Genomic DNA, 20226 nt, shown 5'->3' on the forward strand with positions numbered 1-20226 from the left:
AAAGGGGAGGTCATTACGGCATTTCAGGTGACAATGTACGTTCGCCGTCAAAGCCTTGTACGGTGCCAAAACGTCCGGTGTCCTGATTCCATTCGGCAATTGACTGACGTAATTCTTCTTTGCTACGGCCAACAAAATTCCACCACATTAATACCTGCTCACCCAATGGTTCACCTCCGAGGAATAGCAAGCGAGTTTTAGGCGCAAGAGTGACATTTAGCCGCGTATGTTGCGTGCCTATATAGGCCAGTTCATTTTCACCAAAACGTTCCCCTTCAATATTGATTTCGCCCTCCAATACAAACAGACCGTACTCAAAATCAGGCTGGAGTTTTAGCTGGGTATTTGAACCATCAGGAGTATAAAGATCGACGCCCAGCAGCTCAGAGAAACAGAGCGTAGGGGCATGAAAGCTCGCATAATCGCCGGCCAGCAGCGTGTGGCGGATACCGTCGGCGTCCCAAACGGGTAACGTTGGATAATGGTCAAAACGCGGCGGCATATCTTTTACCGCTTCGGGTAACGCAATCCATAGCTGAGCCGCGTGCAGGCGAGTGAACCCTGGCACTGACTCTTCTGTATGGGCGATGCCGTGACCTGCGGTCATGAGATTGACCTGTCCGGGGCGAATGATTTGCTCGTAGCCAAGGCTATCGCGATGCAGTACTTCACCTTCCAGCATCCAAGTGAACGTCTGCAAACAGGTGTGAGGATGTGGCGCGACTCGAAAGCCGCCGGTGCTATTTTTTAGCACCGATGGACCCGCGTGATCGAGAAAGCACCATGCGCCAATCAAGCGGCGTTCTTTCACTGGAATGGCTCGTGATACGGGGATTCCACCCACGTCTTTGATGCGGGACGTGATGCGCTGAAGCGACGTAGAATTGAAACTACTATCCATAATCGTCCTCTTAAATCATCAGTAGGGTATAGGGTAACAGCTATCTCATCCTATACCACTTGATGACGAGTTGCAGTGGCGCGTTATCTGATTAAATAATCTAGCTAGAGCTACCGCCAATTCGGCTGTAATAGGCCTGTTTAATTAAACGCTCATCCAGCAACACATTGACCAGATTATCCAGATCGTCGGCAGAAACAGAGGCTGGGATCAGCGAAACGGTGATTTCGACATCGTCGTCACCGAAGGGCTCGACGTCCAAATGTGACATAAAGCAGTTCTCGGCTTTTAGCGTTTTCTTGACCAGAGAGAGGGCTTCTCGTTGATCGTTTTCTAAGGCGATAACGCAGATTTCATAGGTTGCATCACCGTGTTCATCGGTAAGCGGCTGGCGGTTGATCATATTGACCATAGGGCGCAGCAGGGTATTGGATGCCACAACAAAAAATGTTGCCATGCAGGCATCGGCAATCATTCCCGCTCCTGCACAGGCTCCGACGGCGGCAGATCCCCACAAGGTTGCTGCGGTATTAAGACCGCGGATGTTTAACCCCTCTTTCATAATCGTACCGGCACCCAGAAAACCAACGCCGGAGACGACGTAGGAAATCACGCGGACGGCCCCACCGGCGCCATCAATGCTCATTGCCAGATGCACGAAAATGGCGGCGCTAGTAGCAACCAGCGTATTGGTACGCAGTCCCGCGGTGCGCTGACGATACTGGCGCTCGTAGCCAATAATGGCTCCTAATAAAAAAGCGACCAGCAAAATAGTGAATGTTTCATAATGCAGAGTGAAGTTCATGTTAAAAGCCTCAGAATTTAGCTCTGCTTGTTAGTAACGGAAATAATTTTATTTTGCTGGTGGAGTGAGTTTTAACTCGACTCGCAGCAGGTGCGAATGAATAACACTATCGCCGTTGCGAATAAGCAGAAAATAAGATGTAGAGCCCCATCAGAATTAAATCTGATTAATGGCCACACGTTTTTTTGAGGCGTGTTAATTCAACGAGGCATGATACGCACGCAAGCGTAAGCCTGAACAATGAAGCTGCGGTGATGTTCTACGGAGAAGACTCTAAGAGAAAAATAACACCACATCCTTTGTCTATGCAGGATGTGAGGTGGACATTATCACATCATGCGATTAGTTGAGAGGAACACGCCGTCTCGGTCTATCGTTGTCCATGTTATTTCCTATGTTTGAGAAGAAAAAATAGGTACTCAATTAATATTATGTGGATTTTAATTTATTAACCTTGAACGTCAACTAAACAATAAAGCAAATGGGCCGTGAATATACGGCCCATTTAAAAATAGCGCTGTGCGATTAAATTAAAATAATGAGTAAAACTAACCCAATCAACATAACCGGCGCAGTGCGCTTAATGAGCTCAATAGGAGACACCCCAGCCATGCCAGCGACCACAATAGCCGCAGCGGAGAGCGGGGAAGCTGTGCGCCCTAAATAGCTGGCAAATGCGGCAGCGGTTCCAAGATTGGTTGGGTTCATGCCAAATTCAGCGGCGTGCGGGGTGATAGCTTCGTTGAACGCATAAGCTGTTGCATCACCGGAGCCGATCACGACGGCCATCAAGAATGGGCCGATAGTGCCACCAAAACGAGCGGCTTCTGGGAAATCAATCAGTGCACTTTTGGCTGCGTCGATGAGCCCAACTGAAGTGAGTCCAGCAACGAAAACACCGGCGCAGATAATAATGCCAAACACGTCGCTGTAGGCTTTACCCATTCCGTCAAAGAAGGCAGGAACGACTTTGCCAGGATGGGTTCGCGTCACGGCTAGAGTCGCTAATACGCCCCACATCACAGCCTGTGGAACGCCCATTTTTAACCAGCTTACGCCGCCAAACGCACCCAGCATCAATAGTGCGATAGGTACTAGAGGCATTAACGCCGCCAGCACGTTGATTGGGCCTTCCTGCGGATCTTCAGCATCCAAGCGTGAATGATATCCTTTGTGCTCTTTGCGCAATATGGCGGTGATGGTCATACCGACCATGATAATCAATCCGAGCCACACAACGGTCATGACGCGATCGCCGATGATATTCATCACATCGCCGCCGACGATCTTGGCCACGAGCGCCATGTGCGGGCTCCCAGGATTGAGCAGACTGGCACCGAAGGTTCCTGCGAGTACGGATGCGGCGGCCATCACTGGATGAATGCCCGCAGCCAGCTGTAGAGGGATCATGGTGATCCCCGCGGCGGCGGCTGCACCGGCGGCGCTGGGTAGCGCGAGCTGAACGAAAGTGGTAAGTAAAATGGTGCCCGGAATAAGAAAAAGACCGACGTGCTTTAACGGTGCGCTTAGCAGGCGAACGAGGTGGCGGTCGCAACCGGTGAACTTCATGACGGTTGCAAATCCGATGGCGGATAAGATGGCCTGAATTAACCCTTCGGAGACCATTTTTTCTGCAAAGCTATTCATTGCAGCCATGGGTTCAAGAGAAATTAAGCACATCAGCATGCCGGAAAACAGCAGCACGGTGCGGGTATCCTGCTTTTTAATCAGCAGCACGATGGTTAATAACAGAATTATTACGCCAGCAGTTATGGTCAACATGGAATTTTCTCGATGCTATGCCGTGTGTGGACGATGATAGGAAATATGTTGTGCCGCATTGATGTGCGGTTCTTGGTTTAGCTTGCTGCGCAGCGTGTCGAATTCTTCTGCCCAGCTTTGCCGCCACTGCTGCTTAATCTTTTCTGGCTGCCAGCAGGCATCAATACCGTTTAGCATTAGCTGGCGAACGCCGTCGAGGTCGAAGCCAAACTCTTCCACCATCACGCGATAACATTCGGCACCGTTGGTGTTATGCATATGCCAGTCGTCGGTTGCGGGAATAATATTCATCCCCGCTAACGCCATGTGGCGAATCGGATGGTTTTGTCGCCATTGAGATGCATCAGGCCATTTTTTCAGGTAGTAGGTATTGCTTGGCACCACGGTAAAGGGCACGTTTTCGCGCACGCAGCGAGCCGTTAGCTCTGGATTATCCAGCACGGTGTAACCATGATCGATACGTTCCAGATGAATTAAATCCAAACCGGTTTCGACGTTACGCCAGTGTAGGCCGAACTCGGAACAGTGCCCCGTCAAACGCAGTCCACCTTGTTTCGCTTTGCGATAGGCTTTCCAGAAGTGCTCAATAGGCGCGTCATTTTCTTTGTAATCAATACCTATTCCGGGGACCAGTGGATGAGGGTATTGCAGCACGGCCTCAACCATGGCGACGGCTTCTTCGGGCGACTTTTCACGGTTAATGGAAGGGATAAACAGCGCACGAATGTCCCATTGCTCAGCCGCTTTCTGCATGGCTGCGCTCATTGCTTCTGTGACTTCAGCGTAGGTCAGTGCGGTGTCTGAGGGATTCCAGAACAGCTCCAGATGGCGAATACCGGTTGCAGCGGCATCCTCGGCCACTTCATAGGTCACTCGATAGTAATCTTCGGCGCTGCGTAGCAGAGGATATAAAAAGTTAAGTGCGGCGATGCCGCCTTTAACGACGCTGGTTTCATGTTGATAACGGCGGTAATAGCTTTTGGCTTCTGCTTCCGTGAGAGGAACGCCATATTTTTGCGCCAAATCCAGCATAGTGGCTAAACGCACGCCGCCCAACAAATGATAATGGAGATCCACTTTAGGGAATGTGGTGAAGAACTCAGTCAAAGTAATCGTTTGCGTAGACGGTGTCATGAGAGGCGCTCATCGGCAAAAAAGAAAACGCCATCATAAGTAAAGCGCCACTGAGGGGGAAATGCTATTCCGGCACAGGCAGATACATTTAGGCATCATATTTCAGGATGCGTGGTATTACGTCTAGGTTTAGTGGTGTAAAGGTGCCCAAAACGTTTTGCCGAGAGCAATCCGCTGTGAAAGGCTTTGCCAAAAGGCTTCGGCGCGCTGGTGCAGTTGTGCCTGATTGCGGTAGAGACGGATTTGATAGGGAATATGCCAGCGTTTGCGATCTACGGCGATCAGTTTTCCCTGTTTGAGTTCGTCTTCAATCTGGCAGTCCGGTAGCCACGCTAGCCCCTTGCCGCGTAATGCCATTTGGCGGTGCAGATCGCATAGTGAAGATTCAAATACGGGCTGACAGGCAAAAGGTTGCTGCGGCATCAAGCGTTCCACCATGCGCGCGCTGTAGGAGTCTGGTGAATAGCGCAAGTAGGGCATGGGTTGGTGGTTATTTTCATCTGGGGTAAATAGTGGCTGCCCATGATTATCGGCGGCGCTAACCAACAACAGCTCCCCTTTGCCTAACAACAAGTTGGTAAACGGAGGTTGGAGTAGAGCGTGGGTGTCGAAGGCCAAGAGAAAATCGCTAGCGCCTTCAATTAAGGATTCAACGGCAAAATCTACGCGTAAAATATCGACTGAAAAAGGCGTGGTGTGATCGATTTGCTCGATTAAATCCAGTAAGAAGGGCGATGACAGCGAGTGCGGTGCACAGAAACGGACAGGATTGATCATCTCAGACGGAAGGCCATTCATTTTCTGAATGCCTTCTTGTAGCTGGTTTACCATGCTGTGAGCGATTAAGCGAAATTGATAGCCAGCAGGGGTTAACGTTACCGGCGTTGAACTGCGATCGACCAGTTTCTGGCCTACGCTTTCTTCTAATGCACGGATGTGACGGCCAAAAGCAGGCTGAGTGATGTTACGCCGCTGGGCTGCTCGTGAGAAATTACGCAGTTCTGCGAGCGCCAAAAAATCCTCTAACCAGCCGGTATCCATCAGTGAGTATCCCTTTGTGTGTTGTGCTGTTTATCTAGTTTTTCAGTATACCTATTTGTCATTTCCCAAGCATATATCCCTCATACGCAAAGTGACACGTGCATTGGCTATGTGCTTTCACTTTAGTCATCCTTTTGCCACGTGACTCAGAGGGGGCTCGTTTTTTGTCCTGCAACTTGAATTAATTAGGTTAGAAATGGCTACAGAACAATTGAATAAAAACATCTTATTTGTGCCTAAATATTTTAGTCACTTAAATTATTACTATTACTTCTGAGAATAACCTCACTATTAAAGATGATTATCTCTGTTGTATTTATCTCACCAAGCTGGCATTTATGAATGACGGGCTAGAAATGACTGACTGAAATGCAAATCACTTGCACCTATACCCGACAGACATCAAGTGGCAGAAGCGTTAGCCGCGGTTGTTCACCCGAGTAACATCGTTTTTATGCTGCTAGGGATGTGACGATTGCTGTTGCTTTGCAACTCGAATTATTTTGGGTATATACGCAAAAATTTGTGCGGTTTCGCTCACTCTAAATTTGGGCGAAATAGAAAATCTCAGAGAGGAAATAGGCCAATCGCTATTTATCCAAACATATTGGGATCCTTATAAGGCAACGAATGCCGCGATGGATTCAGTATGAATAGGGGAAAGAAGCGTAATAAAAGCAGCCAAGATTTGGTTTTGATTCATTTTTGCATACACGGGAGATAATTACATGAACAGTGAAGTTCAGGTAGTGAATAATTTATGGCGTTGGTTGAGCGGCCAGCGTGATCCAATTGGTTATCAACCGGGAAGAGTGTTGCATCTCGTCGAGAAGAATCTGCAACCATTTGAATGCAAACGTGTCTCTGATCGTGTGCTGCATGTGGCTTGTCCGCAAGGGCTAGAGGTTGAAGTTGAAGAGCGGGTGGTTACCAGCTTCAGAAGCTATAGTGTGACCTGCCATTTTCATCTACGTGGTGATACTGGCCTGCAACAACAGATCCATATTCAAGCGAAAAATACCGATATTCTTGGCCGAGGGGATACTCGCTTCAGTGCTAAAACGCATAACGATGACAGCCGCCGCCTCATGGCCGTGCTGGATTGTTATCCTGAAATTACCGATGCACTGGATTGTCTGAATTTCCGCCGCCTGAATTTGCGCTCTGAAGCAGGAAAGTGGCAGCTAGAGATAGAACTTTTTGCCGCCACTGAGCTGGTGGGGCCACGTCCGGTATGCAGCGGCTATCAGCGTCTGCCATACGCGCAGCGTCACCTGATGCTTGACGTGATGCAGATGTTCCAGAAAATGATGGATCGTGTGACGGTGCAAGGTGTGGCTGCCTAAACGATTCCACCTATCCAAATTTAGTCCATAGCCCCAACATTGATGAACTTGATGTTGGGGTTTTGTTTGTGAGGGGAATTTTTCTCGTGAAGTATTTCTCGTTTTTGGAATCAACTTCGCAAGAACATAGCTATTAGCTAGTTATCTAATATCATTGTTAGCTCTTAACTTATTCTTTAGATTGTCTTAATTGATAGGTAAATAATCATTAAGACATCTTAGGGGCGATGATGAGATATTGGTGGGTTAACCATAAACAGACAGTGAAGCACGAAGTGGATGGCGGTTTTTTATGGTCTCCTAAGACCAAGAAAGGGAATGCTAAAAACCGGTTTTATGACAATCTTTGTATTGCTTCCCCTGGTGATAAAGTCGTTTCCTACGCGAATAAAATGATTGCCTACGTGGGCGTGGTGACAGATTTTGCAATTAGTGCGTCAAAACCTGAGTTTGGTGCGGCTGGCAAGCTTTGGGATAATGATGGTTGGCTACTGCCTGTAGATTGGCAAAAGTTTAATGCTCCAGTTAGCCCACTACAAATTCTTGATCAACTTCGACCATGCTTAGAGGTTGATGGTATTTTTTCTCCTATCCGTTTAGATAATGCTCATGGTTATCAACATATCTATTTAACTGAAATAGGTAAGCCAGCGTTTGAGGTGGTTTGCGCCGCAGGTGATGGAACAACATATTTAGAGACTAAAAAAACCCGTGTTGAGCCGATCCCTTTGCGCGAAAAACTTGATGATGAAATAGAGAAGCAGGTTATTGCAGATAAGGCGCTAAGTGACACAATTAAAGAACAGCTAGTAAAAGCAAGACGAGGCCAAGGTGATTTTCGCCGCAACTTACAAGGCGTCGAGCCTTATTGTCGCATTACCAAAATTAATACGCCAAGCCTACTGATTGCCAGCCACATCAAGCCGTGGCGCTGTTGTGAAAGTGGTAATGAGCGGCTAGATGGGAATAATGGATTATTGCTCGCTCCGCATGTTGATTGGCTTTTTGATAAAGGGCTTATCACTTTTACAGATACTGGCGATGTTCTCGTATCACCGAATATTTCAGAAAATGAGCTGAGTAAGCTAGGTTTAGACAATATGAGTAAGCGAAATGTTGGGGCATTTAATGACGAGCAACGTGTTTATCTCGAGTTTCATAGAAACAATATTTTCCTCAACAAGTAGCTGGCTTTTTCCTCCCCCTATGCCTCTTTTTGTCATTTTAAAATGAGTGTTCATAAATCAGTTGCGGATTGTGTATATTACGCCGCCAGTTGGCGCGATTACTTCGCATAGCGTTGATGTGAGTGAGGTTGAGGTGGGGGAAATGTTTCGGAGAATGAGTCGTGAATAGCGCAGTTCCTTTCTTGAGTCGTGTCTGGCATTGGATAACAATGCCGCGAGAGCCAGTTGGATATCAGCCGGGACAGATGCTAAAACTGGTTGCGCGCGATTTTCGCCCCTATCCGTGCGAGCGCCTATCGCTGCGTTGTTTGTCGATCTCTTTACCGCAAGGGATGACGGTTGAGGTACATGAAAAGGCGACCGCGCTGTTTCGTTCTTTTGTGGTTTGTAGCCATTTTTATATTCAGGGCGTGACCGGTTTACAGCATCCCGTTCGCATGAAAGTGCGCAATGGTAACGTTTTTGGGCAAGGAGGGATTCGGTTTCGCTGTAAAGCGAAAAACGATGATAGCCAACGCTTGCTGGCCGTATTGAACTGTTATCCGCAGATTTTTACTGCACTAGAGCAGTTGCATTTTCGCCAGCTAAATCTGTGGTCAGAACAGGGACGCTGGCGATTAGAGATCGAACATTTCGCGGCTTCTGAGGTGATCAGTCAGGTGCCGGTAGAACGCCGTTATCAAAAACTGCATCACGAGCAGCGCCAGCAGTTGCTAAATGTGATGCAGATGTTTGAACAACTGATGACCCGAGTTGCTATCGAAGGTGTTGCCGCATAAGCAGCAACTTCGAATGCATTGAAGATTACTCGTAGGTGCTTAACCCTAATTCTCGAGATATGGCCGCAGCGGTCTCTTTCAGTGGTTTTAGCAGATTTTGTTCGCCAATCAGACCTAGTTTGGCGGTTGAGAGCGAAATTGACACCGAATAGCTGACGCGATGGTGAATATCAAAGATTGGCACCGCGATGCAGGATACCCCTAGTTCATTTTCTTCACGATCCATCGCCATGCCCTGCTGGCGAATCTGCTCTAACTCCTGATACATCTTATCTTGCTGCGTGATGGTATTGCGCGTTAAAGGCTGGATCTCGTCCTGATGACTTTTCCAATAAGATTCAACGTAGTCGTGATGACCATAGGCCATATAAATCTTGCCCATTGCCGAGCAATAGAGCGGCATATGCTGGCCGATATAGGCTCGGGTACGCAGCATGCCGGTGGTGGGCTCCAGCTTATAGATCAAAATGGCGTGATCGTCTTCGCGGCTGGAAAAGTTGATGGTTTCTCCCGTTTTGATGTTCAGCGCTTCCAGATGAGGGGCTGCGACATGAATAATGTTGAGAGATGACAACGCTTTTTGCCCAACGGCAATAAATTTGGTGGTTAAACGGTAGCTACCAGCAGCGGGCGCGGGAGTGACATATCCACAGGACTGCAACCCCTGTAACAGGCGGTGCACGGTGCTTTTGTTCAACTGCGCCAGTTCGGATAGATGTGCCAGCGGGCAGCCGTTTGGATAGTTACTCAAGATCTCAATGAGCTGAAGGCCACGAAAAAGGCTTTGGCTACCAGCCGGTTTTTCTTTGCTTGGTTCGATGTCGGTTTCTTTCTCTTTAGTTTTCATTCGCCTTCAATCATTCCAGTCAAATAACTTGGCTGAGATGTTAACTCAATTTATCGTCATTTTTTGCTATTACTCTGCATTTTTCTCCTTCTCTTCTTAAACGCTTGAAGTGTGTTTCACGTCACGTTCCTGAATGATAAAAATTAATCCATTGATTTTTAATGATTTTAAAAAACTCACTCGCTTTGACTTGTTAAAATTTGAGCGGTATTATTTTTTGGAATCGGATTTCACATAGTGAAATATTGAGATTCAAAAACGATCAGATGGTTCATGTGTTTGACGAGGAGAGCGGTATGCGAGTGAGTTTTGAACAGTTAAAACAGGAGTTTGAACGGGTGCTATTGGCACGCGGCGTTCAGGCTGAAACGGCGAGTGAATGCGCCACTATGTTTGCGCAGACCACAGAATCTGGGGTGTATTCACACGGCGTGAACCGCTTTCCTCGTTTTATCCAGCAACTGGATGCAGGGGACATTATTCCCGAAGCGCAGGCGAAACGAATTCTGGCGCTGGGCGCGATTGAACAGTGGGACGCACAACGCTCAATTGGCAATTTAACAGCGAAAAAGATGATGGATCGCGCGATGTCGCTGGCGTCGGATCATGGCATCGGTTTAATTGCAGTACGCAATGCAAATCATTGGATGCGAGGCGGGAGCTATGGTTGGCAGGCGGCCGAAAAAGGTTATATCGGTATTTGTTGGACGAACTCGATTGCGGTTATGCCGCCTTGGGGAGCAAAAGAGTGTCGTATTGGTACCAATCCATTGATCGTGGCGATCCCTGGAAATCCTATCACCATGGTTGATATGTCGATGTCGATGTTCTCCTATGGAATGCTAGAGGTTAATCGTTTAGCGGGTCGTGAGCTACCAGTCGACGGTGGATTTGATGACGAGGGCAATCTTACTCGCGAGCCAGGCGTTATCGAGAAAAATCGCCGTATCTTACCAATGGGATACTGGAAAGGTTCAGGCTTATCCATCGTGTTGGATATGATTGCGACGCTGTTGTCTGATGGTGCATCGGTCGCGGAAGTGACTGAAGACAACTCAGATGAATATGGTATTTCACAGATCTTTATTGCTATTGAAGTGGATCGCTTAATCGAAGGTGCAACACGCGATGCCAAGCTGCAGCGCATTATGGATTATGTCACCAGCGCTGAACGCTCCAATCCCGATGTGGCGATACGCCTGCCGGGCCATGAGTTTACCCATTTGTTGGCTGAAAATCGTCGTAATGGCATCACCATTGATGACAGCGTATGGGCAAAAATTCAGGCGCTTTGAGGATAAAAGACGATGATATTTGGCCATATAAGCAATGAAAATCCCTGCAACCTGCCGGAGGCTATCCAAAGGGCGCTACAGTTTTTGCGTTCCACGGATTTTAGCCAACAGGAGGCGGGCGAGGTTGAAATTGATGGGCGTGATATTTATGCCCAAATTATTGATATGACGACCCGGCCTAAAGCAGAGAATCGCCCTGAAGTACATCGGCGCTATATCGATATTCAATTTCTCGCGTGGGGAGAGGAAATTATCGGCGTTGCCGCCGATTGCGGAAATAATAAAATATCAGAATCATTACTGGCTGAGCGAGATATTATTTTTTATCACGGCGCTGAAAACGAATCTGAAATAACGATGACACCTGGAAGCTACGCTATATTTTTTCCACAAGATGTTCATCGCCCTGCATGCATTAAAAATAAAGCAACTCCGATTCGAAAAGTTGTTGTGAAAGTGGCATTAACTGCGCTGAATTAAATTGAAGTCATTATTGCCATCACTAAGGGATAATTTTTTATGAAACAGAATAACGGCTTTATCGTCGGTGCGTATCCCTGCGCGCCTTCATTTCATCAGCGAGAAGAGGCGCTGGAAAGCGCATTCTGGCGTGGGTTAGCTGATATTGAAGGTATCCGCGGCATTGAGCAGCCCTGCTTGGAAGATCTCCATCCGTATGGCGACGACTATTTATTCCAGCATATTCCATCGGATTGGCAAATTGTTGTCACCGCGGTGATGGAAACCATGCGCCGTCGCGGTAAAAATTCTGGATTTGGGTTAGCCTCGAGCGATACAGAACAACGCTTGGCCTGCGTTGACTACTATCGGCACATACTGGATAAAATCAATCGCGCTAATGACCGCTTTGGAATGCAGAAGGTTCTGGCTTTGGAAATCCAATCGGCACCCTTAGCAGGCTCAGACAATGTGATGCTAGCCGCAGAGTGTTTTGCCGATTCTATGCGGCAGATAGCCAGTTGGGACTGGCCGTGTGAGTTGGTGATTGAACATTGTGATGCCATGAATACACCAGATGCACGCAAAGGTTTTCTGCCGTTAGAACAGGAAATTGCAGTTATTGACTGTCTGAAGTCAGAGCTCGGTAAAGAGGTCGGCGTGGCGCTCAACTGGGCACGTTCAGCTATCGAAGGCCGTAACACCGAATTACCTATGCAGCATCTCCGTGCAAGCCAGCAAAGCGGCGCCCTCAAAGCATTGATGTTCTCTGGCACGACCTGCGGCGGAGCTTATGGTGACTGGCAAGATTTACATGCACCTTTTGCACCATTCTCAGGGGCCGAGGTTCATTGTGCTGAAAGTTTAATGACGGTGGCATTAGCGGCGGAGATGTTTAACGCGGCACCACTCGACTCATTGAGTTTTACGGGGATAAAGTTATTAGAAATTGATCCTCAGGCCAGCGTAGAACATCGGATTGCCATTTTACGTGATGGAATTAAAGCGTTAAATATCGCCAGTAAAAATTAAAACTTAATCTTTTTTAATGGATTAATTAAGCCAAGTCTTCACCGAATAAACCCTTTATAGGGAAAAAATCTGTGTATTTATGTACATGGGCCGTATCAATAATGATTAAGGCGTGAAGTTATGAACTCTAACTCTGATACCCTAAATAAAAATAATATTCCCGAGGATATTCCACGCCAGCGTTGGCTAAGAATTATTCCCCCTATTTTAATCGCTTGTATTATTTCATATATGGATAGGGTGAATATTGCCTTTGCCATGCCGGGAGGTATGGATGCCGATCTTGGCATTACTGCATCCATGGCGGGGCTGGCGGGCGGTATTTTCTTTATTGGTTATCTCTTCCTACAGGTACCCGGCGGAAAAATTGCGGTACACGGCAGTGGTAAGAAATTTATTGGCTGGTCGCTAGTGGCGTGGGTTGTTATTTCGGTATTAACCGGTTTGGTGACAAATCAGTATCAGCTGCTGTTTTTGCGTTTCGCACTAGGTGTTGCCGAAGGGGGCATGCTGCCGGTGGTGTTAACGATGATCAGCAACTGGTTTCCCGACGCTGAGCGAGGCCGTGCGAACGCCATTGTGATTATGTTTGTACCGATTGCGGGGATTATTACTGCGCCGCTTTCGGGTTGGATTATCACCGCACTGGATTGGCGCTGGCTGTTCATTATCGAAGGTTTGATGTCGATTGCGGTTCTGGTGCTTTGGGTGGTTGCCGTATGTGACCGACCTCAGGAAGCACGTTGGATCTCAGAAAAAGAGAAAACCTGGTTGATTGACACCTTGGCAGAAGAACAGCGCGCCATTGCCGGAAAAGAGGTGAAGAATGCTTCATTGAGTGCAGTCCTATCGGACAAAACGATGTGGCAGCTGATAGCGCTGAACTTCTTCTATCAAACCGGTATTTATGGCTACACCCTTTGGCTTCCAACCATTCTGAAAGAGTTGACTCACACCTCTATGGGACAGGTTGGCATGTTGGCAATCCTGCCGTACATCGGCGCAATGGCGGGCATGTTCCTATTCTCCTCACTCTCTGACCGCACTGGCAAACGCAAACTGTTCGTATTTTTACCGCTGCTCGGTTTTGCGGTTTGCATGTTCCTGTCCGTGACGTTGAAACAGCATATCTGGTGGTCATACGCCATGCTGGTGGGCTGCGGCGTATTCCTGCAATCGGCTGCTGGTGTGTTCTGGACTATTCCAGCCAAATTGTTTAGCGCGGAAATGGCGGGCGGTGCTCGCGGTGTGATTAACGCTCTGGGTAACTTGGGCGGTTTCTGCGGGCCTTATGCGGTGGGACTTTTGATCACCTATTACAACAAAGACGCAGGTGTTTATTGTCTGGCGCTATCGCTCGCGCTGGCAGCACTGTTGGCTCTGCTGTTACCCGCCAAATGTGACGTGCCGACTCAATCTACTGCGCAATTGCCGAAAGGAAAGCGCTCGGCGGCATAAGTTGTCTCAAGCCTCTCCTTATCAGGGGAGGCTGATTGAGCAGAAGTCATTGTGTAAATAACAGGAATCACTATGAACGCGACATCCACTGAATATTGGCTGGGGATTGACTGCGGCGGTACTTACCTCAAAGCGGGCTTGTACGACAGGCAAGGCGCAGAGCTGTGCATCAGCCGTCAAGCGCTGCCGGTCATCAGCGAACATCCGGGTTGGGCGGAGCGTGATATGTCTGCGCTATGGCAGTCTTGCATCGACACCATCGCGAATGTGCTACGCCAAAGCGGAGTAAGCGGTCAGCAAGTCCAAGGGATAGGGATCTCGGCGCAGGGAAAAGGATTATTCCTGCTGGATAAAAATGAAAAACCACTCGGTAATGCGATGCTTTCATCAGACAGGCGTGCAATCGAAGTGGTCTCGCAGTGGCAAAGAGATGGGCTGCCTGAATTGCTGTATCCGCTGACTCGGCAAACGCTATGGACAGGACATCCGGTTTCCCTCCTGCGCTGGGTAAAACTCCATCAGCCGGAACGCTACCGGCAGATTGGCTCGGTAATGATGGCGCATGACTATCTGCGTTTTTGTCTGACTGGAGAGCGGGCCTGCGAAGAAACCAATATTTCTGAATCTAACCTCTACAACATGACTTTGGGAGGCTATGACCCGCAACTCACCGAGTTACTGGGCATTTCAGAGGTCAATTCCGCTATTCCTCCCGTGGTGGGTTCAGCAGAAATAAGTGGCCGAGTGACCGAGGAGGTTGCGGCAAAAACCGGGCTTTGCGTGGGAACGCCTGTGGTCGGAGGGCTGTTTGATGTGGTTTCTACCGCGTTGTGCGCAGGGCTGCAGGATGAATTTACGCTGAATGCGGTGATGGGCACTTGGGCTGTGACCAGCGGTTTAGCACCCGAGATCTGCCAACACGAAGCGCATCCATACGTATATGGACGCTATGCCAACGCCCTGAGCTCAGATGAAAAAAACTACATTGTCCATGAAGCGAGTCCGACCTCTTCAGCCAATTTGGAGTGGCTCACCCAGCAGCTTGGCGGTCTCGGTTTTGAGGAAATTAATCGCTTGGTTGCCGCCTTACCTAAAGCGGGCAGTGACGTGATGTTTTTACCTTTCCTATACGGCAGCAATGCGGGATTGGACATGACTGCCGGCTTTTATGGTTTGCAGTCGCTGCATCACCGTGGGCACCTGCTTCAAGCCGTGTATGAAGGCGTGATATTTAGCCATATGACCCATCTGAATCGAATGCGTGAGCGTTTTACTCAGGTGAAAAAACTGCGAGTTACCGGCGGCCCCGCGCATTCAAAAGTTTGGATGCAGATGCTGGCCGACGTGAGCGGTTTGCCGATTGAATTGCCACAGGTTGAAGAAACGGGCTGTTTAGGCGCAGCGCTGGCCGCCTTGGTGGGCTGCGGCGTTTATTCGGATTTCAAGCAGGCGCAAGGCCAGCTTAGTCATGATATTCAGCGCATTGAACCCGACGACGCTGCTTGGTCTGCGTATCAACATAAATTCACCCGTTACCAATATCTGATTGAAGCGCTACAGACCTATCACGAGCGCTGTTCATCTTTGAATAAGTCCTAAGGAGTTACCCATTATGAGCCGACCTTTGCTCCAACTGGCGTTAGATCATACGAGCCTGAATGCGGCTTTGCAGAGTGTGAACGCGCTGAAAAACAGCGTGGATATTATCGAAGCCGGTACGATTTTATGTATTAGCGAGGGACTGCAAGCCGTGCGTCAGCTGCGCCAGCGTTGCCCTGAGCACACTATTGTTGCCGATCTTAAAGTGGCCGACGCTGGAGAAACGTTGGCAACAGAAGCCTTTAATGCGGGAGCCGACTGGATGACGGTGATTTGTGCCGCCCCGTTGGCAACGGTGGTGAAAGCACATCAGATTGCACAATCTCGCGGTGGTGAAATACAAATTGAGCTCTTTGGTAACTGGACGCTAGACGACGCTAAAGCATGGCGCGCAGCGGGCGTGCGGCAGGCGATCTATCACCGCGGACGTGATGCTCAGGCCAGCGGACAATCTTGGAGTCAGCAGGATCTGGATCGAATGCAGCAGCTTTCCGATCTTGGGCTGGAGCTGTCGATCACCGGTGGCATTACTCCGCAGGATCTGAGTCTATTCAGCGATATTTCCGTTAGGGCGTTTATTGCCGGCCGAGCGTTGTCTGAGGCGACGAATCCGGCACAGGTTGCACAGGAATTCCATCAACAAATCAACGCGATTTGGGGAGAAAGGGCATGAACATCGCCAAGAGAGTGCATCCGCTAGGTATTTACGAAAAAGCATTACCAAAAACGTTGAGCTGGCCAGAACGTTTGGCGCTGGCCAAAAGCTGTGGTTTTGATTTCGTTGAGATGTCAGTAGATGAAACTGATGAGAGGCTGGCGCGCCTGGATTGGAGTACCGCACAGCGCAGTGCCTTAGTGAGTGCGATGTTGGAGAGCGGTATTGCCATTCCTTCCATGTGCCTTTCAGCCCATCGTCGATTTCCCTTTGGCAGCCATGATGAAAACGTACGCCAGCAGGCTCGGGAAATCATGACGAAAGCCATCCAGTTAGCGCGGGACTTGGGGATTCGAACCATCCAGTTGGCGGGTTATGACGTGTATTACGAGGAGCAGGATGAAGGGACACTGCAGCGTTTTACCGAAGGGCTAACGTGGGCAGTGGAGCAGGCGGCGGGAGCGCAGGTCATGCTGGCGGTTGAGATTATGGATACCGAGTTTATGAACTCGATAACCAAATGGAAAAAGTGGGATCGACTGCTTTCTTCACCATGGTTTAGCGTTTATCCCGACATAGGAAATCTTAGCGCGTGGGGCAACGATGTGTCGGCCGAATTGGCGTTAGGCATCGACAGTATTGCTGCTATCCATTTGAAAGACACTTATCCCGTAACGGCAAGCAGCCAAGGGCAATTCCGTGACGTGCCGTTTGGTGAGGGATGTGTGGATTTTGTGGGGATATTTAGAACGCTGAAACAGCTGAACTACCGCGGTTCATTCCTGATTGAAATGTGGACTGAAAAAGCGCAGGAACCGGTGCTGGAAATTATTAAGGCCCGTCAGTGGATCGAAGCACGCATGCTTGAGGGAGACTTTGTATGTTAGAGCAATTGAAACAACAGGTTTTAGCCGCAAATTTGGCATTGCCACACCACCATTTAGTCACCTTTACGTGGGGAAACGTGAGCGCTATTGACCGCGAATCTGGGTTAGTAGTGATCAAACCCTCAGGCGTAGAATATGACGGTATGCAAGCCAAAGATATGGTGGTGGTCGACCTCCGCAGCGGAAATGTTGTTGAGGGGGATAAAAAGCCTTCCTCGGATACCGCCACTCATTTGGCGCTATATCGTGCTTTTCCTCATATTGGTGGCATTGTTCATACCCATTCGCGCCATGCCACTATCTGGTCACAGGCAGGTCTCGACTTACCCGCTTGGGGTACCACTCATGCCGATTATTTTTATGGCCCGATTCCCTGCACGCGCCTGATGAAACGTGAGGAAATCGCGGGTGACTATGAGCATGAAACCGGCGAAGTTATTATTGAAACATTCACCCAGCGTGACATCGATCCTATGCAGGTACCCGCGGTGTTGGTGCATTCCCATGGTCCGTTTGCTTGGGGTAAAGATGCTGCCGATGCGGTACACAATGCCGTCGTGTTAGAAGAGTGTGCCTATATGGGTATTTTCTCCCGTCAACTGACACCGGGGATCTCGGCGATGCAGCAATCTTTATTAGATAAACACTATCTGCGCAAGCATGGCGCTAACGCTTATTATGGGCAATAAAATTGCTTTTGATTGAAGCCTCATTTGAGGCTTTTTTTATGATATTTATTTCTTAACATTTCAGTCTTGGCGTAACTGATGCCCCCGTAAGGGAAATTATCTATACATAAAAAATATGTTTAACTTGTAAGCATAACTTTAATATCAATTCAGTTGAATCATCGCGCAGTGATGTCTATTTTCTTTCTTTCCAGCTTAAGGACGCGATTGCAGGCCAATGCCCGCAGATCGCCGCTTGGTTGTACTCACGATGGAAAATTTTGCTCTTCTGCGATGATGCTTATACATGTTATTTCGAAAACTTACCCTTGCCGTTATTTTTTGCCTAGGGACTTTTACCGTTCAGGTGGCTTCAGCTTTTGATTTGCCCAGCTATTTTAAAAGTGACAAATTGCTGGAAACGCCGAAAATTCCACACCATTCTAAAGCGATGACGCATTTTGCTCGCGTGAATAATACGGGCGTCGGCGATGTTAATCATTCCATGGTAAAAAATGTTATTTTGCAGAATTATCGTCATTGGGAAGGTGTTAAATACCTTTGGGGCGGAGATTCCAAATACGGGATTGATTGTTCTGCGTTTACACGTCGCGTGCTAAGTCAACTGAAGATAAATTTACCGCGCACGACCTCTGAGCAAATTCATTCTGGAAACCAGATTTCTAAGCAACAGCTAAAAATTGGCGATTTAGTTTTCTTTAAAACATCGAGTGTGACGCGCCATGTAGGAATTTATGTCGGGAATGGGCAGTTTATCCATGCGTCAAAAAGTATGGGTGTTACCACTTCACGTCTCGATGAAAATTATTGGCAGCGCAGCTACGAAACGTCTGTTCGCGTGATCTAATCCTCCCGTATTACTTTAGTTTTTTCGATCCTTCTCACAATCTAGATTTTAATTGAAACCGGTTACTGAAACCGGTTGCAGTTGGCGAAAATAGCATCTTATACTCTGTCCTCTATGTAGCTCACGCAAGGGCAGGGCATGATGAATATCAGTCAATCGCTGTTTAGCTTTATTGAAAATAGAATCAGTCCAATTGCGGGGAGGATCTCTTCCCAACGACATATTATGGCGATTCGAGACGGCTTTATTTCAGCCATGCCTTTTATGATCGTCGGCTCTTTCTTACTGGTTTTTGTCTATCCGCCTTTCTCGGCTGAGAGCAGTTGGAGTTTTGCGCGTAGCTGGTTGGCGCTATCGGGCAAATATGAATCCCAGATCCTGACACCATTCAATATGACGATGGGGATCATGTCGGTCTATATCAGCGCAGCGATTGCGTATAACTTGGCGAGAAGTTATCAGCTCGATCCTTTTATGACAGCGATGCTGGCGCTAATGGGATTCTTATTGGTATCGGCTCCACAGGTGAATGGGAATATGCCCACGGTGGCATTGGGGGGTGTCGGTATTTTTACCGCCGTGATAGTCGCGGTATATGTGACCGAGCTGACCCGTTTTCTCAAGCTACGTAATATTGGGATTCGACTGCCAGAGCAGGTTCCGGCCAATATTAAACAATCGTTCGATCTGTTGATTCCCATTCTTGCCGTCATTATCACGCTTTATCCACTGAGCTTGCTGATTCAGGAGATTTTTAATCAGTTGCTACCGCAGGCCATTATGGCGTTGTTCCAGCCGCTAATTTCTGCTGCGGACTCTCTGCCTGCCATTCTGTTAGCTGTGCTGATTTGTCATCTGCTATGGTTTGCCGGAATTCACGGTTCGGCCATTGTGTCTGGCATGCTGCAAGCATTCTGGTTGACGAATTTAGGGCTTAACCAAACGGAGCTGGCCGCAGGTTTACCGCTGACGCACATCATGACCGAGGCGTTCTGGAATTTCCTGATTGTGATTGGCGGTTCGGGAGCCACATTCGGCTTGATATTGCTGTTTATGCGGAGTAAATCGGCACATTTGCGTGCCATGGGCAAACTCAGTTTGGTGCCGAGCATGTTTAACATCAACGAACCGGTGATTTTCGGCACGCCTATCGTTATGAATCCAACGTTCTTCATTCCTTTTATTTTGGCACCTATGGTGAATGCCGTGGTGGCCTATCTGGCAGTGACAACAAATTTGATACCGCACATGATTTCTTTGGTTCCATGGACCTCTCCTGCGCCGATTGGCGCTGCGTGGGCGATGGGTTGGGATTTCCGCGTGTCGGTATTAGTGCTGTTATTGATGGCGTTATCCGCGGTGATTTATTACCCGTTCTTTAAAGTGTATGAGAAGCAGCTCTTGGCACAGGAATGCGTTGAATCCACGCGACAACAAACTAGGGTGCAAACCGCCCAAAGGTAACAGAGTTGCCTTCTAATTG

General features: G+C 48.4%; 19 protein-coding genes. 13 read left to right on the forward strand and 6 right to left on the reverse strand.

The window, feature by feature from the left end:
* Window positions 1-13: 13 nt before the first annotated feature.
* From M988_RS02520 to M988_RS02540, 5 genes are all read right to left on the reverse strand, one after another.
* Complete coding sequence (locus M988_RS02520; protein WP_061059526.1) at window positions 14-901, reverse strand: pirin family protein; 888 nt, start codon at window positions 899-901, stop codon at window positions 14-16.
* A 100-nt stretch (window positions 902-1001) separates the two neighbouring features.
* A complete protein-coding gene (locus tag M988_RS02525; protein WP_004097365.1) occupies window positions 1002-1706 on the reverse strand; it encodes an MgtC/SapB family protein in 705 nt (234 codons plus the stop codon).
* 525 nt (window positions 1707-2231) lie between these two features.
* Window positions 2232-3488 (reverse strand): C4-dicarboxylate transporter DcuC, encoded by a 1257-nt coding sequence (dcuC, locus tag M988_RS02530; RefSeq protein WP_004097369.1) that lies wholly within the window; start codon window positions 3486-3488, stop codon window positions 2232-2234.
* A 15-nt stretch (window positions 3489-3503) separates the two neighbouring features.
* Window positions 3504-4622, reverse strand: a complete 1119-nt coding sequence (locus M988_RS02535; RefSeq protein ID WP_064572734.1) for an adenosine deaminase family protein — start codon at window positions 4620-4622, stop codon at window positions 3504-3506.
* 129 nt (window positions 4623-4751) lie between these two features.
* The gene (locus tag M988_RS02540) at window positions 4752-5663 is read right to left on the reverse strand and encodes a LysR substrate-binding domain-containing protein (protein WP_064572736.1); all 912 of its coding nucleotides are present in this window, start codon (window positions 5661-5663) and stop codon (window positions 4752-4754) included.
* A 728-nt stretch (window positions 5664-6391) separates the two neighbouring features.
* Between M988_RS02540 and M988_RS02545 the strand changes: the two genes are divergently transcribed.
* The 3 genes from M988_RS02545 to M988_RS02555 all read left to right on the forward strand — a co-directional run bounded on the left by M988_RS02545 (window position 6392) and on the right by M988_RS02555 (window position 8975).
* Window positions 6392-7009: a DUF3156 family protein gene (locus M988_RS02545; RefSeq protein WP_008815266.1), complete on the forward strand. Its 618-nt coding sequence runs from the start codon at window positions 6392-6394 to the stop codon at window positions 7007-7009.
* Between the two features lie 227 nt (window positions 7010-7236).
* Window positions 7237-8196 (forward strand): HNH endonuclease, encoded by a 960-nt coding sequence (locus M988_RS02550; protein ID WP_008815265.1) that lies wholly within the window; start codon window positions 7237-7239, stop codon window positions 8194-8196.
* 161 nt (window positions 8197-8357) lie between these two features.
* Window positions 8358-8975 (forward strand): DUF3156 family protein, encoded by a 618-nt coding sequence (locus M988_RS02555; RefSeq protein WP_064572738.1) that lies wholly within the window; start codon window positions 8358-8360, stop codon window positions 8973-8975.
* Window positions 8976-9000: 25 nt separating this feature from the next.
* Here M988_RS02555 and M988_RS02560 read toward each other — a convergent pair whose 3' ends face one another.
* Window positions 9001-9822, reverse strand: coding sequence for an IclR family transcriptional regulator (locus tag M988_RS02560; RefSeq protein ID WP_061059534.1), 822 nt, complete (start codon window positions 9820-9822; stop codon window positions 9001-9003).
* 296 nt (window positions 9823-10118) lie between these two features.
* Here M988_RS02560 and yiaK point away from each other — a divergent pair, with 296 nt between their 5' ends.
* The 10 genes from yiaK to M988_RS02610 all read left to right on the forward strand — a co-directional run bounded on the left by yiaK (window position 10119) and on the right by M988_RS02610 (window position 20207).
* Window positions 10119-11117 (forward strand): 3-dehydro-L-gulonate 2-dehydrogenase, encoded by a 999-nt coding sequence (gene yiaK, locus M988_RS02565; protein WP_008815262.1) that lies wholly within the window; start codon window positions 10119-10121, stop codon window positions 11115-11117.
* A 12-nt stretch (window positions 11118-11129) separates the two neighbouring features.
* Complete coding sequence (locus M988_RS02570; protein ID WP_064572741.1) at window positions 11130-11597, forward strand: NanQ anomerase/TabA/YiaL family protein; 468 nt, start codon at window positions 11130-11132, stop codon at window positions 11595-11597.
* 39 nt (window positions 11598-11636) lie between these two features.
* On the forward strand, window positions 11637-12608 hold the full coding sequence (locus M988_RS02575; RefSeq protein WP_064572742.1) for a DUF4862 family protein: 972 nt from the start codon (window positions 11637-11639) through the stop codon (window positions 12606-12608).
* 120 nt (window positions 12609-12728) lie between these two features.
* Entirely contained in the window at window positions 12729-14066 is a 1338-nt protein-coding gene (locus M988_RS02580; RefSeq protein ID WP_004097388.1) for an MFS transporter, read from the forward strand.
* Between the two features lie 72 nt (window positions 14067-14138).
* Window positions 14139-15665 carry an FGGY-family carbohydrate kinase gene (locus M988_RS02585; RefSeq protein ID WP_061059537.1) on the forward strand — a complete coding sequence of 509 codons (1527 nt, stop codon included), beginning with the start codon at window positions 14139-14141 and terminating at the stop codon, window positions 15663-15665.
* A 13-nt stretch (window positions 15666-15678) separates the two neighbouring features.
* Window positions 15679-16338, forward strand: a complete 660-nt coding sequence (gene ulaD, locus M988_RS02590; RefSeq protein ID WP_064572744.1) for a 3-keto-L-gulonate-6-phosphate decarboxylase UlaD — start codon at window positions 15679-15681, stop codon at window positions 16336-16338.
* The gene (locus M988_RS02595; RefSeq protein ID WP_064572747.1) at window positions 16335-17207 is read left to right on the forward strand and encodes an L-ribulose-5-phosphate 3-epimerase; all 873 of its coding nucleotides are present in this window, start codon (window positions 16335-16337) and stop codon (window positions 17205-17207) included. Before ulaD ends, M988_RS02595 begins: the two co-directional genes overlap by 4 nt.
* Window positions 17201-17896 carry an L-ribulose-5-phosphate 4-epimerase gene (gene araD / locus M988_RS02600; protein ID WP_008815256.1) on the forward strand — a complete coding sequence of 232 codons (696 nt, stop codon included), beginning with the start codon at window positions 17201-17203 and terminating at the stop codon, window positions 17894-17896. Before M988_RS02595 ends, araD begins: the two co-directional genes overlap by 7 nt.
* Before the next feature lie 286 nt (window positions 17897-18182).
* Window positions 18183-18743: a C40 family peptidase gene (locus M988_RS02605; RefSeq protein WP_064572749.1), complete on the forward strand. Its 561-nt coding sequence runs from the start codon at window positions 18183-18185 to the stop codon at window positions 18741-18743.
* 141 nt (window positions 18744-18884) lie between these two features.
* Complete coding sequence (locus tag M988_RS02610; RefSeq protein WP_039184948.1) at window positions 18885-20207, forward strand: PTS sugar transporter subunit IIC; 1323 nt, start codon at window positions 18885-18887, stop codon at window positions 20205-20207.
* Window positions 20208-20226 lie beyond the last annotated feature (19 nt).

This window comes from Hafnia paralvei ATCC 29927 (assembly GCF_001655005.1).
Lineage (GTDB): Bacteria > Pseudomonadota > Gammaproteobacteria > Enterobacterales > Enterobacteriaceae > Hafnia > Hafnia paralvei.

Bases quoted from the DNA above. Each gene is read 5' to 3' on its own strand.
- M988_RS02520 (WP_061059526.1), bottom strand. From the start codon at position 901: ATGGATAGTAGTTTCAATTCTACGTCGCTTCAGCGCATCACGTCCCGC.
- M988_RS02525 (WP_004097365.1), bottom strand. From the start codon at position 1,706: ATGAACTTCACTCTGCATTATGAAACATTCACTATTTTGCTGGTCGCT.
- dcuC (WP_004097369.1), bottom strand. From the start codon at position 3,488: ATGTTGACCATAACTGCTGGCGTAATAATTCTGTTATTAACCATCGTG.
- M988_RS02535 (WP_064572734.1), bottom strand. From the start codon at position 4,622: ATGACACCGTCTACGCAAACGATTACTTTGACTGAGTTCTTCACCACA.
- M988_RS02540 (WP_064572736.1), bottom strand. From the start codon at position 5,663: ATGGATACCGGCTGGTTAGAGGATTTTTTGGCGCTCGCAGAACTGCGT.
- M988_RS02545 (WP_008815266.1), top strand. From the start codon at position 6,392: ATGAACAGTGAAGTTCAGGTAGTGAATAATTTATGGCGTTGGTTGAGC.
- M988_RS02550 (WP_008815265.1), top strand. From the start codon at position 7,237: ATGATGAGATATTGGTGGGTTAACCATAAACAGACAGTGAAGCACGAA.
- M988_RS02560 (WP_061059534.1), bottom strand. From the start codon at position 9,822: ATGAAAACTAAAGAGAAAGAAACCGACATCGAACCAAGCAAAGAAAAA.
- yiaK (WP_008815262.1), top strand. From the start codon at position 10,119: ATGCGAGTGAGTTTTGAACAGTTAAAACAGGAGTTTGAACGGGTGCTA.
- M988_RS02570 (WP_064572741.1), top strand. From the start codon at position 11,130: ATGATATTTGGCCATATAAGCAATGAAAATCCCTGCAACCTGCCGGAG.
- M988_RS02575 (WP_064572742.1), top strand. From the start codon at position 11,637: ATGAAACAGAATAACGGCTTTATCGTCGGTGCGTATCCCTGCGCGCCT.
- M988_RS02580 (WP_004097388.1), top strand. From the start codon at position 12,729: ATGAACTCTAACTCTGATACCCTAAATAAAAATAATATTCCCGAGGAT.
- M988_RS02585 (WP_061059537.1), top strand. From the start codon at position 14,139: ATGAACGCGACATCCACTGAATATTGGCTGGGGATTGACTGCGGCGGT.
- ulaD (WP_064572744.1), top strand. From the start codon at position 15,679: ATGAGCCGACCTTTGCTCCAACTGGCGTTAGATCATACGAGCCTGAAT.
- M988_RS02595 (WP_064572747.1), top strand. From the start codon at position 16,335: ATGAACATCGCCAAGAGAGTGCATCCGCTAGGTATTTACGAAAAAGCA.
- araD (WP_008815256.1), top strand. From the start codon at position 17,201: ATGTTAGAGCAATTGAAACAACAGGTTTTAGCCGCAAATTTGGCATTG.
- M988_RS02605 (WP_064572749.1), top strand. From the start codon at position 18,183: ATGTTATTTCGAAAACTTACCCTTGCCGTTATTTTTTGCCTAGGGACT.
- M988_RS02610 (WP_039184948.1), top strand. From the start codon at position 18,885: ATGAATATCAGTCAATCGCTGTTTAGCTTTATTGAAAATAGAATCAGT.